Source organism: Solirubrobacter phytolaccae, assembly GCF_027587195.1.
Classification (GTDB): domain Bacteria; phylum Actinomycetota; class Thermoleophilia; order Solirubrobacterales; family Solirubrobacteraceae; genus Solirubrobacter; species Solirubrobacter phytolaccae.
In genome coordinates, this window is record NZ_JAPDDP010000101.1 from 1 (window position 1) to 22,744 (window position 22,744).

Annotated in this window: 20 protein-coding genes; 10 read left to right on the forward strand and 10 right to left on the reverse strand. The window is 71.6% G+C overall.

The annotated features are described in order from the left end of the window. The 3 genes from OJ997_RS32900 to OJ997_RS32910 all read left to right on the forward strand — a co-directional run. Positions 1-1,488: phosphoinositide-specific phospholipase C-related protein (locus OJ997_RS32900; RefSeq protein ID WP_270029648.1), on the forward strand; the 1,488-nt coding region annotated here is incomplete at its 5' end. Then, entirely contained in the window at positions 1,485-2,606 is a 1,122-nt protein-coding gene (glsA, locus tag OJ997_RS32905; RefSeq protein ID WP_270029649.1) for a glutaminase A, read from the forward strand. The genes OJ997_RS32900 and glsA, both read left to right, overlap by 4 nt. Continuing rightward, positions 2,606-3,892, forward strand: a complete 1,287-nt coding sequence (locus OJ997_RS32910; protein WP_270029650.1) for an alpha-glucosidase/alpha-galactosidase — start codon at positions 2,606-2,608, stop codon at positions 3,890-3,892. The genes glsA and OJ997_RS32910 overlap by 1 nt, the downstream gene beginning before the upstream one ends. Before the next feature lie 6 nt (positions 3,893-3,898). Here the strand turns inward: OJ997_RS32910 and OJ997_RS32915 are convergent, their stop codons facing one another. From OJ997_RS32915 to OJ997_RS32930, 4 genes are read right to left on the reverse strand one after another with little or no spacing between them, the layout of a single operon-like run. Then, positions 3,899-5,044: an RNA polymerase sigma factor gene (locus OJ997_RS32915; RefSeq protein ID WP_270029651.1), complete on the reverse strand. Its 1,146-nt coding sequence runs from the start codon at positions 5,042-5,044 to the stop codon at positions 3,899-3,901. 50 nt (positions 5,045-5,094) lie between these two features. After that, positions 5,095-5,427, reverse strand: coding sequence for a YciI family protein (locus tag OJ997_RS32920; RefSeq protein ID WP_270029652.1), 333 nt, complete (start codon positions 5,425-5,427; stop codon positions 5,095-5,097). Continuing rightward, entirely contained in the window at positions 5,427-6,098 is a 672-nt protein-coding gene (locus OJ997_RS32925; protein ID WP_270029653.1) for an SRPBCC family protein, read from the reverse strand. The genes OJ997_RS32920 and OJ997_RS32925 overlap by 1 nt, the downstream gene beginning before the upstream one ends. A gap of 4 nt (positions 6,099-6,102) precedes the next feature. Continuing rightward, complete coding sequence (locus OJ997_RS32930) at positions 6,103-6,942, reverse strand: helix-turn-helix transcriptional regulator (RefSeq protein ID WP_270029654.1); 840 nt, start codon at positions 6,940-6,942, stop codon at positions 6,103-6,105. A gap of 86 nt (positions 6,943-7,028) precedes the next feature. Between OJ997_RS32930 and OJ997_RS32935 the strand changes: the two genes are divergently transcribed. Continuing rightward, entirely contained in the window at positions 7,029-7,805 is a 777-nt protein-coding gene (locus OJ997_RS32935; protein ID WP_270029655.1) for an SDR family NAD(P)-dependent oxidoreductase, read from the forward strand. 71 nt (positions 7,806-7,876) lie between these two features. Next, positions 7,877-9,586, forward strand: a complete 1,710-nt coding sequence (locus OJ997_RS32940) for a peroxidase family protein (protein WP_270029656.1) — start codon at positions 7,877-7,879, stop codon at positions 9,584-9,586. A 51-nt stretch (positions 9,587-9,637) separates the two neighbouring features. Here OJ997_RS32940 and OJ997_RS32945 read toward each other — a convergent pair whose 3' ends face one another. Beyond that, on the reverse strand, positions 9,638-11,848 hold the full coding sequence (locus OJ997_RS32945) for a PQQ-dependent sugar dehydrogenase (RefSeq protein WP_372517963.1): 2,211 nt from the start codon (positions 11,846-11,848) through the stop codon (positions 9,638-9,640). 99 nt (positions 11,849-11,947) lie between these two features. Between OJ997_RS32945 and OJ997_RS32950 the strand changes: the two genes are divergently transcribed. Then, the gene (locus OJ997_RS32950) at positions 11,948-12,463 is read left to right on the forward strand and encodes a helix-turn-helix domain-containing protein (protein WP_270029658.1); all 516 of its coding nucleotides are present in this window, start codon (positions 11,948-11,950) and stop codon (positions 12,461-12,463) included. After that, entirely contained in the window at positions 12,441-13,013 is a 573-nt protein-coding gene (locus OJ997_RS32955; RefSeq protein ID WP_270029659.1) for an RNA polymerase sigma factor, read from the forward strand. The genes OJ997_RS32950 and OJ997_RS32955 overlap by 23 nt, the downstream gene beginning before the upstream one ends. On the opposite strand, the gene OJ997_RS32960 is transcribed toward OJ997_RS32955, so the two are convergent. Continuing rightward, positions 13,003-14,043 (reverse strand): hypothetical protein, encoded by a 1,041-nt coding sequence (locus OJ997_RS32960; RefSeq protein WP_270029660.1) that lies wholly within the window; start codon positions 14,041-14,043, stop codon positions 13,003-13,005. The two genes, OJ997_RS32955 and OJ997_RS32960, sit on opposite strands and share 11 nt — an antisense overlap. 64 nt (positions 14,044-14,107) lie before the next feature. Between OJ997_RS32960 and OJ997_RS32965 the strand changes: the two genes are divergently transcribed. After that, complete coding sequence (locus OJ997_RS32965) at positions 14,108-14,356, forward strand: hypothetical protein (protein ID WP_270029661.1); 249 nt, start codon at positions 14,108-14,110, stop codon at positions 14,354-14,356. A 66-nt stretch (positions 14,357-14,422) separates the two neighbouring features. Beyond that, positions 14,423-16,117 carry an LVIVD repeat-containing protein gene (locus tag OJ997_RS32970; RefSeq protein ID WP_270029662.1) on the forward strand — a complete coding sequence of 565 codons (1,695 nt, stop codon included), beginning with the start codon at positions 14,423-14,425 and terminating at the stop codon, positions 16,115-16,117. 4 nt (positions 16,118-16,121) lie between these two features. On the opposite strand, the gene OJ997_RS32975 is transcribed toward OJ997_RS32970, so the two are convergent. Together OJ997_RS32975 and OJ997_RS32980 are read right to left on the reverse strand one after the other, a co-directional pair. After that, positions 16,122-17,246, reverse strand: coding sequence for an ROK family transcriptional regulator (locus tag OJ997_RS32975; RefSeq protein WP_270029663.1), 1,125 nt, complete (start codon positions 17,244-17,246; stop codon positions 16,122-16,124). Positions 17,247-17,320: 74 nt separating this feature from the next. Continuing rightward, positions 17,321-18,370, reverse strand: coding sequence for a M42 family metallopeptidase (locus OJ997_RS32980; protein WP_270029664.1), 1,050 nt, complete (start codon positions 18,368-18,370; stop codon positions 17,321-17,323). Positions 18,371-18,436: 66 nt separating this feature from the next. Between OJ997_RS32980 and OJ997_RS32985 the strand changes: the two genes are divergently transcribed. After that, complete coding sequence (locus OJ997_RS32985; protein WP_270029665.1) at positions 18,437-20,044, forward strand: ABC-F family ATP-binding cassette domain-containing protein; 1,608 nt, start codon at positions 18,437-18,439, stop codon at positions 20,042-20,044. Here OJ997_RS32985 and OJ997_RS32990 read toward each other — a convergent pair. Beyond that, positions 20,041-20,988 (reverse strand): mechanosensitive ion channel family protein, encoded by a 948-nt coding sequence (locus OJ997_RS32990; protein ID WP_270029666.1) that lies wholly within the window; start codon positions 20,986-20,988, stop codon positions 20,041-20,043. The genes OJ997_RS32985 and OJ997_RS32990 overlap by 4 nt on opposite strands. 60 nt (positions 20,989-21,048) lie before the next feature. Next, a partial coding sequence (ggt, locus tag OJ997_RS32995; RefSeq protein WP_270029667.1) for a gamma-glutamyltransferase occupies positions 21,049-22,744 on the reverse strand: 1,696 nt, incomplete at its 5' end.

Sequence of the window (22,744 nt, forward strand, 5' to 3'; positions counted from 1 at the left end):
GGCGGCTCGGCTCGTGCCGGCGGGGCGCGCCGCGACGTCGCGTTGCGGCTCGGCGCCGCCGTGGCCGGGGCGGCCGCGCTGACCGCGCTCGTCGCCACGTTCGCGCCGCACGTGTTCACCGGCGACGCCGCGTTGCGGGCCGCGCTCGACGTGTGGCTGGAGCCGCTCGCCGTGCGCTGCTGGGTGATCTGCGGCGCGGCCGCGCTCGTGACCACCGCCGCCGCTTCGCTGTGGCGGCCGCCGCCCGCGGGGACGGCGTGGCGCCTGCTGCGTGCCCGTGCCGAGCGCACATCACCGCTTGCGCGTGCGCTCGCGGCCGTCGGCCTCGGTGCGGTCGCGCTGGCCGAGCCGCTCGCGCTGCTGCAGGTGGTCGTGATGGCCGCGGGCGCGGTCGCGGTGTTGTGGGGGACGACCGAGCTCCTGCGCCAGGTGGCGCCGGCTACGCCCGTGGCGCGCGAGCGGCGGCGACTGCCGCTCGCGAAGGTCGCGGTCGCGGCGGTGGCGGCGTTCGTCGTCGGCGGGGCCGCGGCGTTCGCGGTCAGCGGCGGCGTCGAACCGGCGCGGGCCGGGCTCTGCAACGGCGAGGAGCGGCTGTGCGCGAAGACGCTGGACCAGGTCGCGTTCGTCGGCACGCACAACTCGATGTCGGCGGACGGCGAGCCCGGCTGGCTGTTCCCCGCGCAGAACGCGAGCATCACGCAGCAGCTCGACGACGGCGTGCGCGCGCTGCTGGTCGACACGCACTACGGGTTCCAGACGCCGCGCGGCGTCGCGACCGACCTCGATCGCGACTCGAAGTCACGCGAGAAGGTCGTCGGGGAGCTTGGGGAGGCGTTCGTCGAGACCGCGCAGCGGCTGCGCGCGCGGATCGGGTTCACCGGCAACGAGCCGCGCGAGATCTTCCTCTGCCACGCGTTCTGCGAGGTCGGCGCGACCAAGGCGGTCGATGCGTTCCGCGGCGTGCACGAGTGGCTCGTCGCACACCCTGAGGAGGTGCTGATCCTCTCGATCGAGGACGACACCGACGCGAAGGACACCGCGCAACTCATTCGTGACAGCGGCCTGATCCGCGAGGTCTACACCGGCCCGGCGGGACCGCCATGGCCGACGCTGCAGACGATGATCGAGCGCAACGAGCGCGTGCTCGTGCTGATCGAGGTCGACCCCGGCAAGGAGCCGTGGATGCACCGCCAGGACGCGCTCATGCAGGAGACGCCGTACGCGTTCGCGACCCCGGCCGAGCTCGCCGCGCCCGACTCCTGCCAGGAGAACCGCGGCGGCGACAACGGCTCGCTGCTGCTCGTCAACCACTGGGTCGACACGTCGCCGGCGCCGCGCCGGACGATCGCGCGCGAGGTCAACGCGCGCGCCTTCCTGTCGGAGCGACTGCAGCGGTGCAAGCGGGAGCGCGGGCTGATGCCGACGATCGTCGCCGTCGACTTCTACCGCGACGGCGACGTGTTCGGCACCGTCAAGGAGCTGCGATGAACGACCCGATCACGCGCGTGCTCGACGAGCTGCGCCACGAGTGCACGCGGGACGCCGAGCCCGGCCGCGTCGCCGACTACATCCCCGAGCTCACGCACGCGGACCCGGAGGCGTTCGGGATCGTGCTGGAGAGCCACGACGGCGACGTCTACGCGGCCGGTGACGCGGACGTGGAGTTCACGATCCAGTCGATCTCCAAGCCGTTCGTGTACGCGCTCGCCGTCGAGGCGCTCGGCGTGGAAGCCGTCGACGCGCGGGTGGGTGCCGAGCCGAGCGGCGAGCCGTTCAACGCCATCAGCCTGGAGCCCGGCACGGGCCGGCCGGCGAACCCGCTCGTCAACGCGGGCGCGATCCTCACGACCTCGCTCGTCCCCGGTGGCTTCGACCGCATCGCCGAAGGCCTGTCCGCGTTCGCCGGCCACACGCTCGCGGTCGACGACGCCGTGCACGCGTCCGAGCGCGAGACCGGCGACCGCAACATCGCCATCGCGCACCTGATGCGTGCCGCGGGCGCGCTCGAGGGCGACGTCCACGCCGTCGTCGACGACTACTTCCGCCAGTGCTCGCTGATCGTCACCGCGCGCGACCTCGCCTACATGGCCGCGACGCTCGCCAACGCGGGCCGCGACCCGGCGACCGACGCGCCGGTCGTCAGCGAGCTCACCGTCCAGCACACGCTGTCGGTGATGGCCACGTGCGGGATGTACGACGGCGCCGGCGAGTGGATGCTGCACGTCGGGCTCCCGGCGAAGAGTGGCGTGTCCGGCGGCGTGCTCGCGGTCAGCCCCGGGCAGTTCGGGATCGGCCTCTACAGCCCGCCGCTGGACGCGCGCGGGAACAGCGTCCGCGCGGTGCTCGCGTGCGAGCGGCTCGCGGCCCGGTTCGGCCTGCACATCTTCCACGACGCGACCGCCGGCGCCCGCGCGGCGAAGGTCACCGAGCGCGACGGCGTGCTCGTGCTGCGCGGCGACATCGACTTCGCCGCCGCCGAGCGCGCGCTGCGCCTCAGCCGTGGCCGCACGCCGACCCTCGACCTCACGGGCGTGACCCGGCTGCACCCGGTCGCCGAACGCCTGCTGGAGACGATCTCGAACGACCACGGAGGAGACGGGACCTGATGCCCAAGATCGCGTTCGTCGGAGCCGGCTCGGCCGTCTTCACCCGCAACCTCGTCGGCGACGTCCTCACGCACGCCGCGCTGCGCGACGACACCACGTTCGCGCTCATGGACATCGACGTGGACCGGCTCGAGACCGCCGAGATCGTCACGTCGCGGCTGATCGAGGCGCACGGCGCGGGTGCGCAGGTGACCGCGACGCTGGACCGGCGCGAGGCGCTCGATGGCGCCGACTACGTGGTCACGAGCTTCCAGGTCGGCGGCTACGAGCCGTCCACGGTCATCGACTTCGAGGTGCCGAAGCGGCACGGACTGCGCCAGACGATCGCGGACACGCTCGGCGTCGGCGGGATCATGCGCGGGCTGCGGACGATCCCCGTGCTGCTCGACGTCTGCAGCGACTTGGAAGCCGTCTCACCGGACGCGCTGCTGCTCAACTACGTCAACCCGATGGCGATGCTGTGCTGGGCGGTCGCCGAGCGGTCGTCGATCCGCACGGTCGGGCTGTGCCACAGCGTGCAGGGCACGGCCGCCCAGCTCGCGGACGACCTGCACCTGCCCGCGAGCGAGCTGGACCACCTCGTGGCGGGCATCAACCACGTCGCGTTCTTCCTGCGCCTCGAGCACCGCGGGGAGGACCTCTACCCGCGGCTGCGCGAGGTCGATCCGCCCGACTGGAACCGCGTCCGCTACAAGCTGCTCGAGCACTTCGGGTACTTCGTGACCGAGTCCTCCGAGCACTTCGCCGAGTACTCGCCGTGGTTCATCAAGGACGGGCGCGAGGACCTCATCGACGCCTTCAACGTGCCGCTCGACGAGTACCCGCGGCGGTGCGAGGCGCAGATCGCGGAGTGGGCGGCGCTGCGGGAGGAGCTCGAGCGCGGCGGCGCGGTCGACGTCGCGCGCAGCCACGAGTACGGCGCCGACATCATCAACGGCTGCGTCACCGGCGAGCCGTTCGCGTTCAACGGCAACGTCCCGAACCGGCGCGCGGACGGCGGCCTGAACATCGACAACCTGCCCGCCGACTGCTGCGTCGAAGTGCCGTGCGAGGCGGGCGCGAGCGGGATCGTCCCGCAGCCCGTCGGCGCGCTCCCGCGCCAGCTCGCGGGCCTCATCCAGACCAACGTCACCGTGCAGGGGCTGACGGTCGAGGCGGCGCTGACCGGGCGCCGCGACGCGATCTACCAGGCGGCGATGCTCGACCCGCACACGGGCGCGGAGCTGTCGCTGGACGAGATCCACGACCTCGTCGACGACCTGCTCGAGGCTCACGCGGCAACATAAAGGAACCTAAAGGCCCTGGGTCTTTAAGAAGGAGCGCTCGGCCTCGTTCTCGGTCAGCGCGAGCGCGGCCTCGTAGGCGGCGGCCGCTTCGTCGTGGCGGCCGAGGCGGTGCAGGAAGTCGGCGCGGGTGCTGTGCAGGTAGCGGTAGCCGTCCAACCCCTCAAGCGCGTCGACCGCCGCGAGCGCCGGCTCGGGACCGTGCACCTCGGCGACGACGACCGCGCGGTTGAGCGCGACGACCGCCGACGGCCAGACGCGCAGCAACGCGTCGTAGAGGACGAGGATCTGCGGCCAGTCGGTGTCCTCGTAGGTCGGCGCCTGCGCGTGCAGCGCGGCGATCGCGGCCTGGAGCACGTAGCGGCCGGGCGGGCCGGCCTGCAGGGCGTCGATGATCAGCGCGTCGGCCTGCTCGATGAGCGCGGGGTCCCAGCGCGTTCGGTCCTGCTCGGCCAAGCGGAGGAGCCGGCCTTCCGCGTCCGTGCGCGTGGAGCGGCGCGCCTCGTGGACGAGCAGCAGCGCGTGCAGTCCCGCGGCCTCGCGCGCGTCCGGCAGCAGCGTGCGGAGCATCAGCGTGAGGTCGAGCGCGCGGGCGGTCAGCTCGTCACGCACGAGGTCCTCCCCGGCGGGCGCCGTGTGGCCGGTCGTGTACAGCAGGTAGACGACGCTGAGCGCGGCGTCGAGCCGCGCCGGCAGCTCCTCCTCCGCCGGGATCGCGTACGGGATCCGCGCCGCGGCGATCTTCTTCTTGGCCCGCGTGATCCGCGCCGCCATCGTCGCCTCCGAGACGAGGAAGGCGTGCGCGACGTCGGGCGTGGCGACGCCGCACACGAGCCGCAGCGTCAGCGCGACCTGCGCCTCGCGGGAGAGCGCCGGGTGGCAGCACGTGAACACGAGCCGCAGCCGGTCGTCGGGGAACGGGTGCTCCACGGGGTCCTCGGGCTCGTCGAGCAGCAGCGGCAGCTTGGTGGCGAGCGTCTTCGCCCGGGCGATCCGGTTGAGCGCGAGCCGCCGCGCGACGGTCGTCAGCCACGCCCCGGGATTCGCGGGCACGCCGCCGCGCGACCAGTCGACGAGTGCCCGCACGTAGGCGTCCTGCACGATCTCCTCGGCCGCGTCGAGGTCACGCGTGACACGCACCGTCGCCGCGAGCACGTAGGCCCACTCGCGCCGGTGCGCGTCCGCGACCGCCTGTTCGATCTCGGTCAGAGCACTTGGAAGTCGAGCAGCGGCCGGACCTCCACGCCGCCCTCGACGATCGGCGTGAGCTTGGCCAGGGCGAGCGCGTGGTCGAGGTCGCGGGCCTCGATGATGAACAGCCCGCCGAGCACCTCCTTGGTCTCCAAGAACGGGCCGTCGGTCAGCTCGTCGCCGCGGATCGCGGTGGTCGTGCCCACGTCTTCGAAGGCCATCCCGGCGACGATCTTCCCGCCCAGCTCGGCCACCCGCTCCGGCATGTCCATGTGCCGCTGCATGACCTCGGGCGGCAGGTCCTCCGGCGCCACCCGCTCGAACATGAACACCGCGTACTGCGCCATCACGCCTCCTCCGATCCGTTCGCGAAGCGGTGGGACGTGACGCCCACCGGCCAGCCCCAAGTGTCGCGGCCATAGACGCGGAAGAGCACGTCGGCGCCGCGGACGCCGAACATGGTGGCGCTCGCGTAGTCGATCACGCCGTCGATCGGCGCTTCGCCCGCGGGCGTGAGCGTGACCCGGTCGCCGACGACGGCACCGTCCGGCACGCCGAGCCCGCGCAGCACGTCGCTGAGGCTGCCCTCGACGTCCGCGGCCGCGTACGCCGCCGCCCGCCCCGCGAAGTGGCACGCGTGCTGTCCGAGCGAGTGCATATAGAAGGTCGTGTGCGCGCGGCACATCGCGAGCTGGACGTCGTAGTCGGCCTCCGGGATCTCGGCCCGGTGCGTGTACCGCACGTAGGTGACGTCGCCGAGCGGCTCGAGCTCGAACACGATCTCGTTGAGCCCGTCACGCTCCTGCTCCGGCCGCGTGCGCGTCGCGAACCGCCGCTCCGGCTCCCACGCGGTCACGGTCCCGCCGCCCTGCGTGAGCCCGCGCTCGGCGCCGCCGACGCGCGGCTCGTACTCGATCGGCCACAGGTAGCCGTCGGAGTGCTTGGTGATCGAGGCCCACACGGCCTGCGGGGAGGCGGGCAGCTCGCCCTCCCAGGTCACTTCCCAGAGCTTGTTCATACCTCTACGACAAACGCGGATCCTCGAAATCGACAACGACGTCGAGAAACGCGATGGCCTCGGCGCTCGGGGACCCCGCGGGCGCGCTGTAAAGCACGAGGTGCTGGTCGCGATCGGCGAGCGTGAGCGTGTCGCAGTCGACCGTGACCTCCCCGACGACCGGATGGCGGAAGGTCTTCGTGAGCATGGGCGCGGCCTGGACGTCGTGCCGCTCCCACAGCCGGGCGAACTCGGGGCTGCCCGAGCGCAGCTCGTCGACGAGCCCGGCGATCACCGGGTCCGACGGGTACCGCGCGAGCGTGGACCGCAGCTCCATCACGACGTGCTGCCGGAACTCCGCGGCGTCGGAGACCCCGTAGAGCGTCGATTCGTCGAGGAACGCGCGGCGCGCGAGGTTGCGCTCGTGCGGCGCCAGCGCGCCGAAGTCCTCCATCAGCGCGGCCGCGAGGGCGTTCCACGCGAGCACCTCGAACGCGGCGGACGTGACGAACGCGGCGGTCCGCGGCAGCCGCTCGATCAGCGCGAGGATGCTCGGCCGCACGTCCCGACGGTGCAGCCCGGTGCGACTCGGCGCCGTGCCCGCGAGCACGTGGAGATGATCGGACTCGGCGTCCGTGAGCCGGAGCGCGCCCGCGATCCCGGCGAGCACGTCGCCGGAGGGGCGCGGCGCCCGGCCCTGCTCGAGGCGGACGTAGTACTCGGTGGAGATGTGCGCGAGGACCGCGACCTCCTCGCGGCGAAGGCCCGGCGTCCGGCGCCGCGACCCCGAGTGCAGGCCGACGTCCTCGGGCCGGAGCCGCTCACGGCGGCTGCGGAGGAACGCCCCGAGCTCTTCCCTGTCCATGCCCGCAGTATGCCCCCGCGACGGCGCCGGAGCCTGGTACCGCCTGTGCCTGGATAGGGCCGGGTGGCGACCGTAGAACGTCGGTCATGACGAACCACGCACCCATCGGTCTGCTCACCGGCAAGGTCATCTTCATCACCGGCGCCAGCCGCGGCATCGGGGCGGCCGCCGCCCGGCTCTTCGCGGAGGAAGGCGCCGCCGTCGTGCTCGCCGCCCGCGGCACCGACGCGCTCGAAGCACTCGTCGGCGAGATCCGCGCCGACGGCGGCACCGCGGACGCCGTGACCGTGGACCTGGCCGACCGCGCGAGCATCCGGGCCGCCATCGACCGCGTGGACGAGCTCCACGGACGGCTCGACGGCGCGTTCAACAACGGCGCGGCGATCCAGCAGCCCGGCCCACTCGACACGACCAGCGACGAGGACGTCGAGCAGCAGTTCGCCGTGAACTTCCGCGGGCACTGGACGGCGATGACCGCCGAGGCGGCGCTGATGCGCCGCGGCGGTGGCGGCGGCGCGATCGTCAACACCTCCAGCATCGGGAGCCGTCGCGCGAACCCGGAGCTCCCCGCCTACGGCGCGATGAAGCGCGCGCTCAACAGCATCACCGAGAGCGCCGCCGTGAGCTGGGGCGCGCAGGGCATCCGCGTCAACGGCATCACCCCGGGCGGCACCGCGACCGAGATGATCGACACGTGGGAGGCGGCGTCCCCGGGCGTCGTCGAGCGCATCAGCGCGAGCATCCCGCTCGGCCGCATGGCCGAGCCGCGCGAAGTCGCCGAGGTGGCCGCCTGGCTGCTCAGCGACCGCGCCTCGATGGTCACCGGCGCGATCGTTCCCGTCGATGGCGGTGCGGGCGCCTGAATTTCCTGTATCAGGCCGCGCCGACCTCCGGTCATCGGGGTGACAACCCCGAAGGAGGACGACCCTTGCTGGTGAGCAAGCACGGCGGCGACTACAAGTCCCCGATCGCGACGCAGAAGACCCCTGCGGAGACGCGGTTCAACTACCTGTTGCCTGCGTTGAAGTCCGATCCGTCGGCCCGGCTTCCCGACGGCAGCCCCAAGCAGGTCAACGCCGATCTGATCGCGCTCGCCAACGCGATGGCTGAGGATCCTCCGACTGAGGCGGCTCCTGCAGGCCCGCCGCTGAACTCGGCGATTCCCGCGATCTACACGTATTGGGGTCAGTTCGTCGACCACGACATGACCGCGAACACGGACCGCGACGGCAAGATCAGCAACATCACGAAGCCGACCGTGGTCCCGCTCGATCCGGATCGAGCGACGGAGCTGCCCAACCTGCGCCGCCCGACGTTCGATCTCGACAGCCTGTACGGCAACGGCCCCGGCCTCTCCGACGACTTCTACTGCCCGGACCCGGGAGAGCCGGACACGTGGCTCTACGACGGAGCCAAGTTCCGGATCGGTGAGAACCTGGAGATTCCGGGAGCGGACATCCCGCCGTTGGGCGATCTCGCACGTGATCTGCCGCGAGTCGGTCGGCTCATCGAGTCCGGCGCGGTGGCCGAGGCCGACATCCCTGCCGTGTTCTCGAAGCTGCCCGCGGCCGCGGCGATCGCCGACTCCCGCAACGACGAGAACCTGATCGTCGCGCAGTTGCACCTCGCGTTCCTGCGCTTCCACAACCGCGCCGTCGACGAGGTGAAGCGGTACCCCCAGGCGTTCGGCGTCGCCCCGCGGCCGAACGCCGCCCAGCTGTTCGAGGCGGCGCGCCGGCTGACGCGCTTCCACTATCAGTGGCTCGTCGTCCACGACTACCTCAAGACGATCACGGTGCCCGAAATCGTCGATCGGGTCCTGATCGACGGCAACCGCTTCTACCAGCCCCTGCCGGACGGGGGTCTGTTCGCGCCGCTCGAGTACTCGGTCGCGGCCTTCCGCTTCGGCCACAGCATGGTGCGAGGCGGCTACGACCACAACCGCGTCTTCGGCATCCGCCCCGACGGCACGCGGAACTTCGCCACCTTCGAGAAGCTGTTCGAGTTCACCGGCAACGGTCACGTGATCGATCCGGGCGATCCCAGCAAGAGCACGCCGAATCCGCTGGGCGGGGCTGAGACGCTCCCGTCCAACTGGATCATCGAGTGGGACCGGATGACGGACAAGCTCGACAAGAACCCGGCGCACTTCGCTCGCCAGATCGACACCTTGCTGGTGCCGCCCATCGTGAACATGGTCAACCAAGGCAACTCCGTCGCCAACCAGGTGCTCCGGGAGATGCTCCGCCACCTCGCGCGTCGCAACCTGCTCCGTGGCTATCACCTGGCGATCCCGACCGGCCAGGCGGTCGCGAAGGCGATGGGCGTGAAGGCGCTCACCGAGGACGAGCTGAAGCTGAACAACTCCCAGGCGCTCAACGACGCGCTCACCGCGGGCGGGTTCCTCGAGCAGACGCCGCTCTGGTACTACATCCTCAAAGAGGCCGAGGTCCACAACAAGGGCAACACGCTCGGCCAGCTGGGCAGCCTGATCGTGGTCGAGACCCAGCTCGGGTTGCTCCACAACGACCCGGATTCCTACCTCGCCGCGGGGTGGGACCCGACCTACGGCGTCAAGTTCGCCGATGGCAGGGGCATCGTCTCCATCCGCGACTTCCTCGAGTTCGCCGTGCCGACGTCTTGAGACCTGCCGGGCGCCGCGGATCTCCGCGGCGCCCGACGGCTCTTCACTGCGTCACTGCGCGGCCGGCCGCAGGACGACTTCGACGCTGCCCTGCTGCGGCGTCTCGCCGCCGCCGGGCTGGTCGGTGTAGGTCGCCACGAACACGGCCGCGAGGTTCGACTGCCCCGCGTGGGAGCTGTCGAGCGGGACCGAGATCGTGCCGGAGCAGCCCGCCGTGGAGGACTGCGGGTGCCCGTGCTGGTCGTGGCCGAGGATGTACGCGACGCTCACGCGGGCGCAGTCCACGGGCTGGTCGTCGGTGACGGTCACGGTGTAGGTGACGGTGTCGCCGAAGTTGAACGGCGGTGACGTGGACACCACCGTCATCGCCAGGCGCGGCGCCTGGTTGCCGACGGTGATCCGGACGGACGCCGAAGCGGCGCGGCCGCTGGTGTCCTGCACGCGCAACGTGGCCTCGTAGATGCCGCGCTGGGTGTAGGTGTAGGTCGGGTTCGCGACGCGCGAGTCGATCGTGCCGTTGGCGTCGAAGTCCCACGCGTAGGAGATCCGATCGCCGTCGGGGTCGCCGGTGCCGGCGCTCGAGAAGCGGACCGTCAGCGGCGGCACCAACGCGTTGGTCGGGGTTGCGCTGACCTTCACGATCGGCGTGTACTCGCCGCCGCGCACGTAGTCCACGCGGGCGAGCTCCGCCTCCGGGTTCTCGGAGAAGAAGCCGTCGCCGTACTCGAGCGTGTAGAGCGCGCCGTCCGGGCCGAACTCCATGTCCATCGGGTTGTCCTGGACGATGTCGCCCGCCCCGGGCGCGTTGCCTCCCGGACCCAGCGGACCCGAGGGGCCGAACAGGTTCCACAGCTGCTTGAGCTGCCCGCCGTTGGGCTTGTTGAGCTCGAACACCTTCACGTAGTCGCGCGACCACTCGTAGAACAGCGGGTGGCCGTCGAACGCCTTCGGCCAGCGGTTCTCGGAGCGGTTGTCCTTGTTGAACTCGTACGCGGGGCCGCCCATCGGCCCGATGCCGTCGCCGCCGCGCTGCTCGAGCAGCACGGGGAAGAGCCCGTCGTCACCGGCCGGGTACGAGTACCAGACCTCGGGCTGGACGACCTGCGGCAGCCGGCGCAGGCCGGTGTTGTGCCGCGAGTCGTTGGTGGGGGCGAAGCAGTTGAACTCCTCGCCGGCGGGTGCGCCGGGCGTGAAGTCGTAGTCGATGTACGGCTTGTCCGGCGTCGCGCAGAACGGCCAGCCGTAGTTGCCCGGGCGCCGGATCAGCATCCAGCGGCCCTGGCCAGCGGGACCGCGGAGCGGGTCGGCGGCGTTCGCGTCCGGCGAGTAGTCGGCCACGTAGACGTCGCTCGTCTTCTTGTTGACCGCGAACCGGAACGGGTTGCGCAGGCCCATCGCGAAGATCTCCGCGCGGGTCTGCGGGGTGCCGGCCTGGAACAGGTTGCCGGGCGTCGGGACGTAGCTGCCGTCGCTGTTGACGCGGATGCGCAGGATCTTGCCGCGCAGGTCGTTCGTGTTGCCGGACGTGCGGCGGGCGTCGAACGCCGGGTTGCGGTTGGCCTGGTCGTCGAGCGGCGAGTAGCCCGCCGAGAAGAACGGGTTGGTGTCATCGCCCGTTGACAGGAACAGGTTGCCGGCGTAGTCGAACTCGATCTGGCCGCCGACGTGGCAGCACAGCCCGCGGTCGACCGGCACGCGCAGGATCGCCTGCTCCGTGTTGATCTGCAGCTTGTTGTTGGTGAACTTGAAGCGCGAGAGCTGCAGGTAGCTCGAGTTCGGGTTGGCGGCGAACAGCGCGAGCCGCGCGCGGTCCTCGGGCGTCGTCAGCGTCTCCGGCGCGTCGCCCTCGTTGATGCCCGTGCCGACCACGTCCGTCGGCGTGTTCAGCTTGGGCGAGTAGTAGAGGTAGACCCAGCGGTTGTCCTCGAAGTTGGGATCGACCGCGATGCCTTGCAGGCCTTCCTCGTCGTGCTGGTAGAGGCCCTTCGGGTTCTGCGCCGTGTCGGCCATGTTGATCACGAGCGTGTTTAGGCCCGTGCGTGGGTTGTGGATGCGCACCTCACCGGTGCGCGCCGTGTGCAGCACGCGGCCGTCCGGCAGAACGGCGAGGCTCATCGGCTCGCCCGGACGGTCGTTGAGCTGCACTTTCTGGAACTCGCCCTGGCCCGGGAAGGGCGAGGGCTGAGCGGGCGCGCTCCCCGCGAGCGCGCAGAAGAAGCCGAGCGCAGCCACACTGCCCGCGCAAATGGCCCGACCTGCCATGAAACAACCTCCCTCACTTCGCCCGCGCTCTCTCCCCAAGCCCGGATTGGGCGCGACAGTACTCCTCGCGCGCTCAGGTTGCGTTCACGCTTGGTGAACTTGTCGGCGCACGCGGTGATCCGCGATCCGGGGGTAGTGCGCAGTAACGGGCTCAAGGGGTTCGTGCTGTTGCCTGCTTCTCATCGCTCATCCACCGTCACCGCCCGCCGGGAGATCTGGCGCGCCGCGACGGACTACATCGAGCTGCACCTGGCGACGTCGTTGAACGTGGACGACGTGGCCCGCGCGGCGATCACCTCGCGCCGCCAGCTGCAGCGCGTCTTCGCCTCCGAGGGCGGGACGACGGTGCGCGAGTACATCACCGTCGCGCGCATGCGCCAGGCGACGGTGCTCGTGCTGCAGTCCGACGAGCCGCTCGCGCAGATCGCGCCGGCCGTCGGCTACGGGCACGTGTCCGCGTTCATCAAGGCCTTCCGACTGCACCACGGAACGACACCGATCGAGCTTCGCCGACGGCACCGTGACATCGCCACCGCGCCACGTCGCGCAAGCCACGATTGGCGTACGGCCTTCCGGGGGGAAGGTGCGGGCGATGAGTTACGGGGTGCTGTGTGACGCCGAGTTGATCCGCCGCGTTGCGGATCAGGATCGGCACGCCTTCGGCGAGCTGTACGCGCGGCACGCGGCCGCGATGGGCGCGACCGCCCGCCGCGTGTGCCGGCGCCCGGAGCTCGCCGAGGACGCTACGCAGGAAGCCTTCCTCTCGCTCTGGCGTGACGCGGGCGGGTTCTCACCGCGCGCGGGCGCGCCGACCGCGTGGGTGCACACGATCGTCCACAACCGCAGCATCGACGTGCTGCGGCGCGTGGTGGCGGTCGAGCGCCGGACCGAGGACGACGACGCCGAGCTCGCGCGGCTGCCCGCGGCCGGGCTCTCCGCGCACGATCGAGCGCGGGCGCGCGAGTGCGAACGCCGGCTCGCCGGCGCGGTGATGGCGCTGCCGGACGCGCAGCGCGAGGTGATCGAGCTCGCCTACTACGCCGGGCTCTCGCAGCGCGAGATCGCCGACCGGCTGGACCTCCCGCTCGGGACCGTCAAGAGCCGCGCGCGGCTGGGGCTCAAGCGGCTCGCGCTCGACGCGGACGTGCTCGCGCTCACTCGATGACGAGCGTGCGCAGGGCCACGTGGCCCTCCTCGTCGATCACGTAGTGCGAATGGCCCTCGCGGTCGATCGCGACGCCCTCGACGCGACGGATCTCGCCGAAGTGGTGGACGGGCTCGGCCGTGACGGCGCCGCCCGCGTCGGTGAGCGCGAAGCGGACGTGCTCGGACGCCGCCGTGCCGCCCTGCGGGTGGTCCTCGAGCACAGTCGCGGACTTGTTGGCGGCGTCGAGGTCGCCGATGATCGCGTCGAAACGGTCCGCACCGCGGGTGTCCAGCGCGCGGAAGCCGGCGGGCGCGGCGGCCGAGCCGATGTTCTCGAGCCACCACACGCGCCCCGCGACCGGCGCCTCGTCCGCGAACAGCCCGTTCGGGTTCGTGATCTCGACGAGCAGCGGGTGGCCGTCGGCGGTCACGGGGTAGCGCAGACCGAGGACGAGCGCGCCGTCGGCGCGGAACTCGGCGGCCTCCAGGTTGATCGGCTGGTCGGTGGGGAGGATGGCGCCGGCCCAGCGCTTGCCCTCCTTCTCGCCGGTCGCGATCGTCGCGTCGATGTACCGCTCGCGCGCGAGCGGCCCGAGCGGGAGCAGGTCGACGGCGGCGAGCGCGTCGTTGACGGCGCGGTGCAGGCCGAAGCGCAGGCGGGCGATCTCCAGCGGCGCGTCCTTGGTGACCAGGTCGTCCTCCTTGATCCGCGCGATCCACGAGCGGCGCGCCGACAGCGGACCGGCCTTCTTGCCGAACTGCGAGCCGAGGATGTACGCGTAGCCGTCGCGGACGGCGCACGCCTCGGCGTCCTCGGTCTTGCCCTTGCCGGTGGTCGGCTCGGCGTGCACCCGCAGCGCCTCCCAGCCGTCTTCGAGCGGGCAGCCGGCCTGGTGCACGAGCAGCGCGAGCGCGTCCTCGGCGCAGGCCTCGTCGAGCACCGTCAGCATCGCACGGTCCCAGCCGTTGGCCTCGAGGGTCGCCTCGCTCAGGACGCGGCTGAGGTCGGAGGCTTCGTTGGGGTCCAGGTGAAGATCGGTCTCGTGCACAGCCAGAGCTTCACATACGCGATGCGGCGCACGTGGACTCGCCATCCTGGGTAGCTTCACCGGTATGCACTTCACCCCAGCGATCGTTGTCGGGCTTGTCGTGTGCATGGCGATCGGCGTGATCCCCGCGATTCGCATCCTGATCGCCCAGCGGCCGCGCCCGAACGGCGGGGACGAGGGTGACGAGCCGCACCTCTCGCGCGCCCCGTATCTGCGCCCCGGCCCGGACGAGCCGGCGTGGTGGCCGGAGTTCGAACGCGAGTTCGCGGGCTACGTATCGCTCAATGACACGTCAACCGCGCAAGATATCTGACGCGTCTCACAATTCACTCATGTAGCGTTCACCTCTCGTAGCGGGATTCCCTCGGGAGGGGAAGACATGAATCGACGATGGAAGGTGCTCGCGGTCGCGTGCGCGGCCGCATTGGCCATGCCCGCGAGCGCGGCGGTGGCCCACGATCCGGAGGAGCTCGGCGGCACGCCGCTCACGGAGCCGTTCGGCCGGCAGTTCTGGTTCTTCGCGAACTTCCAGACGGCCCAGAACCCCTACAACGCGGCGAACACGCACGTGACCAGCTCCGACATCGCGTTCTGGGGCAACATCGCGTACGTCGGCGACTACGGCGGGTTCCGGATCTTCGACATCTCGCGGCCGACGCCGAAGCTGATCTCGGACGTGCGCTGCTACGGGCCGCAGGGCGACCCGTCCGTGTTCGACCGCAACGGCGACGGCAACGCCGACACGCTCGTGCTGTCGGTGGACTCGCCGCTGGTCGGCCCGCAGTGCGGCGCCGCGCCCGCGAGCAAGAGCGCGACGACCGGCAAGTACCCGGACGGCACGTGGGAGGGCATCCGCATCTTCGACGTGACCAACCCGTACGCGCCGACGCAGGCCGCGACGGTCTACCAGGACTGCGGCTCGCACACGAACACGCTGCTGCCCGCGCCGAGCAAGGGGCACGGGCGCCACGGCGGCAAGGCGAAGTCGATGTACGTGCTCAACTCGAGCTACCCGCTCGGCGAGGGCCCGACGTGCGGGCCGTTGGGTGAGGCCGCCGGCCGCAAGGTCAACCACGGCGTCGTGCAGGTGGTCGAGATCCCGTTCGACGACGTGACCAAGGCGAAGGAGCTCACGGAGCTGCCGGTCGTGTATCCGAACGACCCGGACGGCATCTACCGGCCGGTCGCCGACCACGGCATCGCGGCGCCGCTGGACAACTTCCTCGGCTGCCACGACCTGAGCACGTTCCCGGCGCTCGGGATCGTCGGCGCGGCGTGCGGCGAGCAGGCGCAGGTGTGGAAGATCGACAAGCGCACCGGGCTGCCGGACACCGCCAACCCGGTGTGGTCCTACGACCAGCCCAATGTGGACTTCTGGCACAGCGCGACGTTCAGCTGGGACGGCAGGGTCGCGAACTTCATCGACGAGTCGTTCGGCGACGGCTGCCCGACCGTGACCACGAAGACCGCCGGCCTGCCCGGGCCGCCGAAGGAGTACGAGAGCGGCAACATGTTCTTCTTCGAGACGCGCTCGGGCGACCTGCTCTCGGAGTTCCGCAACCCGCGGCCGACGAACGACGCCACGAGCCCGGGCTCCGGCAAGTACTGCTCCTCGCACCTCGGGATCCCGGTGCCGTCGTTCGACCGTTACCTGCTCGTCAACGCGTACTACCGCGGCGGCTCGTCGGTGATCGACTTCAGCGACCCGGAGCACCCGAAGGAGATCGCGTACGCCGACAAGGACGGCACGAACACCTGGTCCGCGTACACGTACCCGCGCAAGAGCGGCTGGACGAAGTCGATCAGCGTGTACTCCAACGACGGCCTGAGCCGCAACTACGCGGCGCCCGGCCAACCGGCGACCTACCCGGAGGCCGCGTACGGGTTCATGCGCTTCCGGGCGGAGGTCGGGCGCGTAGGGGTGATCGGGTTCGACCGCCTCAACCCGCAGCTGCAGGAGAAGGTGATCCCGAACGTGCTCGGCTGGCGCAAGCACGGCAAGCCGCACAAGTACGACCGCGGCCGCCCGGGTGACGGGCACCGCAACCGGTCGGCGCGGCCGTGGGAGAAGTAACGCGCTAGGCGGTTGAGCTGAGGGCGTGCTCGAGGGCCATCGTCGTCGTGCCGATGATCCCCGCGCGCCCTCCGGCTCGCGCCCGCGCGATCTCGAGCTCGGACGTCGCGAGCGTGTTCGCCTCGCGGTAGACCGTCTCGCGCAGCGCGCTCAGCAGGAAGTCGCGGGCGTCCGTCAGGTCGCCCGCGACGACGAGCCGTGACGGGTTGAGGATGTTGACCACGGTCGCGAGCACGAAGCCGATCGCGTGGCCCGCCTCGCGCACCATCGCGATCGCCTCGGGCACGCCGCCGCGCGCGAGCGCCGCGACCTCGGCCGTGTTCGCGCACGGGATGCCCGCCGCGGTCAGCCGGTCCGCCATCCGCTGGCCGCCGGCGACCGCCTGCAGGCAGCCGCGCTTGCCGCAGCTGCACTGGATGTCCTCGTGGCCGGGGACCTGCGTGTGCCCGATCTCGCCCGCCGCGTGCTGCGCGCCGCGCAGGACCACGCCGTCGGCGACGTACGCGAGGCCGACGCCGGTGCCCGCCTTCACGACGACGATCTGCTGCTTCGGGTCGTGCTGGCGGGCCTCGCCGAGCGCCATCACGTTCACGTCGTTGTCGACGAGCACGTCGACGCCGTAGTGCTCGCGCAGCCGCTCCGCGACCGGGAACCCGTCCCAGCCGGGCATCAGCTGCGGGCTGACGGGCCGGCCGGCCAGGTCGACCGAGCCGGGCAGCCCGACGCCGACCGCCCACACGTCCTCGCGCTTGCGCCCGAGCGCCGCGAGCATCGCGTCGAGCTCGGTCGTCGCCCAGGCCAGCGTGGCCTCGGGGCCGGTCTCGATCGCGCGCAGCTCACTGCGCTCGGCGAGCGACTCGCCGGCGAGGTCGGACACGGCCAGCGCGCTGCGGGTCGCGCCGCCGTCGATCGTGAGGATCACGCCCGCGCCCGCGTTGAACGCCAGCAGCCCCGACGGGCGCCCGCCGGTCGACGCGGCGCTGCCGGACTCCGAGATGAGCCCGCGCTTGGTCAGCTCGGACAGGCGCGTGCCGATCGTCGTGCGAGACAGACCGGTCTGGTCCATCAGCTCGGAACGGGTGACGGCCTGGCCGTCGCGGATGAGTTTGAGAATCTCGCTGGCGATCACGGACTAGGGAATCTAGAAGCAAGCGCTTGCGGTTGCAGCTGCCAACGTGTCGAACCTCACCCGACACCCTGTGGTCAGGACGGACGTTCGGGCAGCGGCGCGGTGAGGAACGCCCGCAGCAGGTCGGCGGTGGCGCCGAGGTCGCGCGGGTGGATGGTCTCGAACGCCGTGTGCGTGTAGCGGGTGCCGACGGTCACCAGCGCGGTCGGCGTGCCGGTCTCGGCGATCGCCAGCCCGTCCGATCCGTAGCTCGCGAACAGGCCGTCCTGCGCGGGGATCTCCCGTGCGCGGGCGAGCGCGAGCAGGTGCTGGGAGAGCGTGCGGTCGTAGACGATCCCGGTGTCGCGGTGGACGATGATCGGTCCGTCGCCGAGGCGGGTGCCGAACTCCTTCTCCGCCACGCTCGGGATGTCGCCCACGAGGCCGACGTCGAGCGCGATCGCCGCGTCGAAGCGCTCGGCCAGCGCGAGCGCCCGCGCGCCGTGCAGGCCGTTCTCCTCCTGGACGGTCGCGCCGAGCCACAGCTCGCACGCGAGGCCTTCCGTGCCGATCAGCGCGTCCATCAGCGCGAGCCCGACGCGGTTGTCGAGCGCGGGGCCGACGAACAGCTCGCCGACCGCGCGGGCCGGGGCGGAGAAGACGACCGGCGCGCCGATGTGCACGCCCGCGGCGAGCACGGCCTCACGGTCGCCGAGCCCGAGCTCCACCCAGAAGTCGTCGTAGGCGAGCTTGTCCTTTTCACGCTGCTCGACGGTCAGCACGTGGCCGCTGCTCGCGGTGATCAGGCCTTCGAGCCAGGCGCCGTCGCGCGTGAGCAGCTTGACCGGCTGGCCGACCGGGTGGCGGCGCTCCGGGCCGGTCCGGCGGTCCCCCTGGGAGCCGTCGAGCAGGACGAAGCCCTCCTCGCTGATGTACCGCACCACGTAGCCGACCTGATCCATGTGCGCCTGCACGAGCACGCGCGGACCACTCCCGCCGACCCGCGCGACGAGGTTGCCGACGCGGTCGCGGCGCACCTCCTCACAACGGTCGGTCCAGCGGGCGGAGAGGTCGTCGGCGAGCTCGAATTCGGCACCGGACGGCGCCGGAACGGCGCACAGCTCGGCGAGCAGGCGGGTCAGCATCCGATCACCCTACGGTGAAAACCGGGGCATCGGGTGCAGTCTTGGCGCGTCTCTAGCCTCTTAGGCGTGAGCGGCACGCTGATCGCACGGGACATCCAGAAGGCGCACGGCGCGGCGACGATCCTCGCCGGCGTGTCGGTGACGGTCGCGCCGGGCGACGTGCTCGGCGTCGTCGGGCCCAACGGCGCCGGCAAGTCGACGCTGCTGCGGCTGCTCGCGGGCGTCGACCAGCCCGACGCGGGCGACGTGCAGCTGACCAGCGGCACCGCCGGCTACCTGCCGCAGGAGCCCGATCGCCGGGCCGGGGAGCGCCTGCAGGACTACCTCGCCCGGCGCACCGGCGTGGCCGCCGCCGAGGAGCACATGAACGCGGAGGCGGCGGCGCTGGCGGACGGCGGCGGGGAGGGCTACAGCGACGCGCTCGAGGCGTGGCTCGCGCTCGGCGGCGCGGATCTGGAGGTCCGCGCGGAGACCGTGCTGCGCGACCTCGGGCTCGATGTGGCGCTGCTGGACCTGGAGACCGTCGCCTTGAGCGGCGGCCAGGCCGCGCGCGCTTCGCTCGCCGCGATCCTGCTCTCGCGCTTCGACGTGCTGCTGCTCGACGAGCCCACCAACGACCTCGACTTCGACGGGCTCGCACGGCTCGAGCGCTTCATCGCCGAGCGCCCCGGCGGCGCGGTCATCGTCTCGCACGACCGCGCCTTCCTTGACAGCACGGTCACGCGCGTGCTCGAGATCGACGAGATCCTCCACACCGCGACCGAGTTCGGCGGCGGCTGGGCCGGCTACCAGGACCTGCGCGCGACGGCGGCCCGTCACGAGCAGGAGCGCTTCGACTCGTTCTCGGCCCAGAAGGACCGGCTGACCGCGCGCGTGAACCGCCAGCGCCAGTGGTCGGAGACCGGCGTCAAGAAGTCCAAGGGCTCCGACCCCGACAAGGCGGTCGTCCGCCATCGCGCCGAGCGCTCGGAGAAGCAGGCCGGCAAGGTCCGCGCGTCCGAGAAGGCGATCGAGCGGCTCGAGGTCGTCGACAAGCCCTGGAAGCGCTGGGAGCTGCAGCTGCGCTTCGGCGGCGGCGAGCGCTCCGGCGATGTCACCGCGCGGCTGGAAGACGCGGTGCTGCGGCGCGGCTCGTTCACGCTCGGGCCGATGTCGCTGGAGCTCGCCTGGGGCGAGCGCGTGGCTTTGGTCGGTCCGAACGGCTCGGGCAAGACCACGTTGGTCGCCGCGTTGATCGGCGCGCTGGAGCCGGAATCCGGCACGCGCTGGCTCGGCCCGGGCGTGCGCGTCGGCACGCTCGACCAGGCCCGCGCGGGCTTCGACAACGCGGGCACGCTCCTCGACGCGTTCGTCGAGCAGAGCGGGATGGCGCTCCAGGAGGCGCGGTCGTTGCTCGCCAAGTTCGGGCTGGAGGCGGACGAGGTCAACCGCGAGGCGCGGTCCCTCTCACCCGGCGAACGCACCCGCGCGTCGTTGGCGCTGCTGATGGCCTCGGGCGCGAACTTCCTTGTCTTGGACGAGCCGACGAACCACCTCGACCTGCCCGCGATCGAGCAGCTCGAAGTCGCGCTCGACGCCTACGACGGCACGCTGCTGCTCGTCACGCACGACCGGCACCTGCTCAACGCGGTCAAGCTCGACCGCACGGTCGAGCTCGGCGCGCGCGTCGCCTAGTTCTGGTCGCCGTTGGACTGCACGACCGGGGTGCCGCGGTGCCAGACGGTCTGCTGCGGGAACGGGATCTCGATGCCCTCCTGCTCGAAGACGCTCTTGATCCGGCGGCGCAGCTCGCGGGAGACGCGGAACTGCTCGGACGGGCGCGTCTTGACGACCAGGCGGATGACGATGCCGTTCGCGCCGAGCTGTTCGACGCCCCACACCTCGGGCTGCTCGATCACCTCGGGGTCCTCGCGCGCGACCTCGTCGGCGACCTTGGCGATCACGGCCTCGGCGTGGTCGAGGTCGGTGTCGTAGGCGACCTCGATGTCGATCAGCGCGCGCGACCAGTGCTGGGACTTGTTGCCGACGCGGCGGATCTCGCCGTTGGGGACGTGCCAGAGCGTGCCGTCGACGGCACGCAGGCGGGTGGTGCGCAGCGAGACGGCGTCGACGACGCCGGACGTCTGGCCGTCGAGGTCGACGATGTCGCCGACGCCGAACTGGTCCTCGACGAGGATGAACACGCCGGACAGGAAGTCCTTGACCAGCGACTGCGAGCCGAAGCCGAGGGCGACGCCGAGGATGCCGGCGCCGGCGATCAGCGGACCGAGGTTGATGCCGATCTCGCCGAGGATCATGAACGTCGCGACCGTGTAGATCACGAACGTCACGAGCGAGCGCAGGACGCTGGTGAGCGCGTCGATACGCTGCTCGGAGCGCAGGCTGTGCTCCTGCGTCTGCAGCAGCGCGGACGGTGCCGCGGCGCGCATCTGACCGACGCGCTCCTGCACGGCGCCGGAGCTCAGGGTCTTCAGCGCGCTGCGCACGCCGCGGCGCGCGATCCGGTTCACGAACCACGCGAGCACGAGGATCGCGAGGATGCGCAGGGGAGCGCCGAGGAGGAAGTCAGCCACGTCCGCCGGGTCGACGGAGACGGCCCCGAAGGTCGTCTGGAGCATCCCTTCGAACGTAGCGGACGGGGTGGACGCGGCTTGTGAGCCGCGTCCACCCACGTTTGGCTACCGCTGGTTCTTGACCACCATCGCGCTGCCGCCGCCGCGGCGGACGGGCTCGGCGGCCGCGAGCAGCTTGCCGCGGTCGAAGAACTCGATGCCGGTGGTGGCGCCGATCTCCGCCTGCGGGGTGCCGAACGCGTGGCCGTACTGGGCCGTGAGCGCCGCGGCCTCGGTGAAGCCGGGCTCGGCGATGCTGGTCGCGCCGTTGCGCTGGGACACGCGCGGCGCGGCGATCGCGCCCGGCAGGTCCTTGCCGAGCTCCAGGCGCTCGAGCAGGGTCTGTAGGACGGTGGTGATGATCATCGAGCCGCCCGGCGAGCCGACCGCGAGGAACGGCTTGCCGTGCTTCGTGATGATCGTGGGCGCCATCGAGCTGCGCGGGCGCTTGCCGCCCTCGGAGCGGTTGGGCGCGGTCAGCGACGTGTAGTCGAAGTCGGTCAGCTCGTTGTTGAGGAGCATGCCGGTGCCGGGAACGACGATCGCGTTGCCGCCCGTGGACTCGACCGTGAACGTGTAGGAGACGACGTAGCCCTTGTCGTCGGCGATCGTCAGGTGCGTCGTCGACGGGCCGTCGCTCAGCGCGGGCGTGACGCCGGCCGGGCCGCAGTCGCCGCCCGGGACGGCCGCGTTGACGGCGCGGTCGGTGATGAGCGCGCGGCGGGCGTCCGCGAACTGCTGCGAGAGCAGGCAGTCGAGCGGGACGGTGACGAACGCGGGATCGCCCAGGTACTTGCCGCGGTCGGCGAACGAGTAGCGGCTCGCCTCGAGGAAGCGGTGGAGCGCCTGCGTGCGGTCGGCGCCGAGCGGCTGGTAGCCCTCGAGGATGTTCAGCGCCTCACCGACCGTGGAGCCGCCGGACGAGGGCGGGCCCATGCCCCAGACCTCGAGGCCCTTGTAGTCGACCTTGGTCGGCTTGCGCTCGATCGCGCGGTACTTGGCGATGTCCTGCTCGGTGATCAGGCCCTTGCGCCAGTCGTGGTTGGCGGTCGGTGCCGTCGGCGGGGTCTGCGCCGCGTTGGCGATCGCCTTGGCGAGTGGGCCGCGGTAGAACGCGTCGGCGCCGTAGCGGCCGATGTACTCGTAGGTCTTCGCCAGGTCCGGGTTCTTCAGCGTGCTGCCGACGTCCCGCGGCGTCCCGTCCGGGTCCAGGTAGATCGCCGCCGTCGACGGGATGTCGTCGAAGTAGTCGACGTTCGGGACCGTCTGGTCGTAGAACGTCTGGTCGACCGTGAAGCCCTTGCTGGCGACCCGGATGCCGGGCTCGAGCAGCTTGCGCAGCGGCTTGCTGCCGTAGCGCTTGAGCGCGAGGTCCCACTTGGCGACCGTGCCGGGCACGCCGGCGGACAGCCCGCTGTAGCGCGCGTCGTTGAACGCCAGCGCCGCACCGTTCTCCCAGAACGAGTCGGGCTTCATCGCGGCGCCCGCGGTCTCGCGACCGTCGATCGTCGTCACCTGGCCGCGCGGCGTGCGGATGACCATGAAGCCACCGCCGCCGATGCCGGCCGAGAACGGCTCGGTCACGCCGAGCACGCCCGCCGCGGCGACGGCCGCGTCGACCGCGTTGCCGCCCTGCTTGAGCGTCTGGATCGCGGCGTCCGTGGCGAGCACGTCGACCGTCGCGGCCGCGCCGCCCGTGCCGGTCGCGGTCGCCGTCTTGACCGGCGGCTGCTGCGGGCCGCCGCCGCCGTGCCCGCCGCCC

What these genes read in the sequence shown, in the direction of transcription:
- OJ997_RS32920 (WP_270029652.1), bottom strand. Translation starts at nt 5,427, where the DNA reads ATGGCGCAGTACGCGGTGTTCATGTTCGAGCGGGTGGCGCCGGAGGAC.
- OJ997_RS32965 (WP_270029661.1), top strand. Translation starts at nt 14,108, where the DNA reads ATGCACTTCACCCCAGCGATCGTTGTCGGGCTTGTCGTGTGCATGGCG.
- OJ997_RS32930 (WP_270029654.1), bottom strand. Translation starts at nt 6,942, where the DNA reads ATGGACAGGGAAGAGCTCGGGGCGTTCCTCCGCAGCCGCCGTGAGCGG.
- OJ997_RS32970 (WP_270029662.1), top strand. Translation starts at nt 14,423, where the DNA reads ATGAATCGACGATGGAAGGTGCTCGCGGTCGCGTGCGCGGCCGCATTG.
- OJ997_RS32945 (WP_372517963.1), bottom strand. Translation starts at nt 11,848, where the DNA reads ATGGCAGGTCGGGCCATTTGCGCGGGCAGTGTGGCTGCGCTCGGCTTC.
- OJ997_RS32925 (WP_270029653.1), bottom strand. Translation starts at nt 6,098, where the DNA reads ATGAACAAGCTCTGGGAAGTGACCTGGGAGGGCGAGCTGCCCGCCTCC.
- OJ997_RS32910 (WP_270029650.1), top strand. Translation starts at nt 2,606, where the DNA reads ATGCCCAAGATCGCGTTCGTCGGAGCCGGCTCGGCCGTCTTCACCCGC.
- OJ997_RS32990 (WP_270029666.1), bottom strand. Translation starts at nt 20,988, where the DNA reads ATGCTCCAGACGACCTTCGGGGCCGTCTCCGTCGACCCGGCGGACGTG.
- OJ997_RS32980 (WP_270029664.1), bottom strand. Translation starts at nt 18,370, where the DNA reads ATGCTGACCCGCCTGCTCGCCGAGCTGTGCGCCGTTCCGGCGCCGTCC.
- glsA (WP_270029649.1), top strand. Translation starts at nt 1,485, where the DNA reads ATGAACGACCCGATCACGCGCGTGCTCGACGAGCTGCGCCACGAGTGC.
- OJ997_RS32935 (WP_270029655.1), top strand. Translation starts at nt 7,029, where the DNA reads ATGACGAACCACGCACCCATCGGTCTGCTCACCGGCAAGGTCATCTTC.
- OJ997_RS32955 (WP_270029659.1), top strand. Translation starts at nt 12,441, where the DNA reads ATGAGTTACGGGGTGCTGTGTGACGCCGAGTTGATCCGCCGCGTTGCG.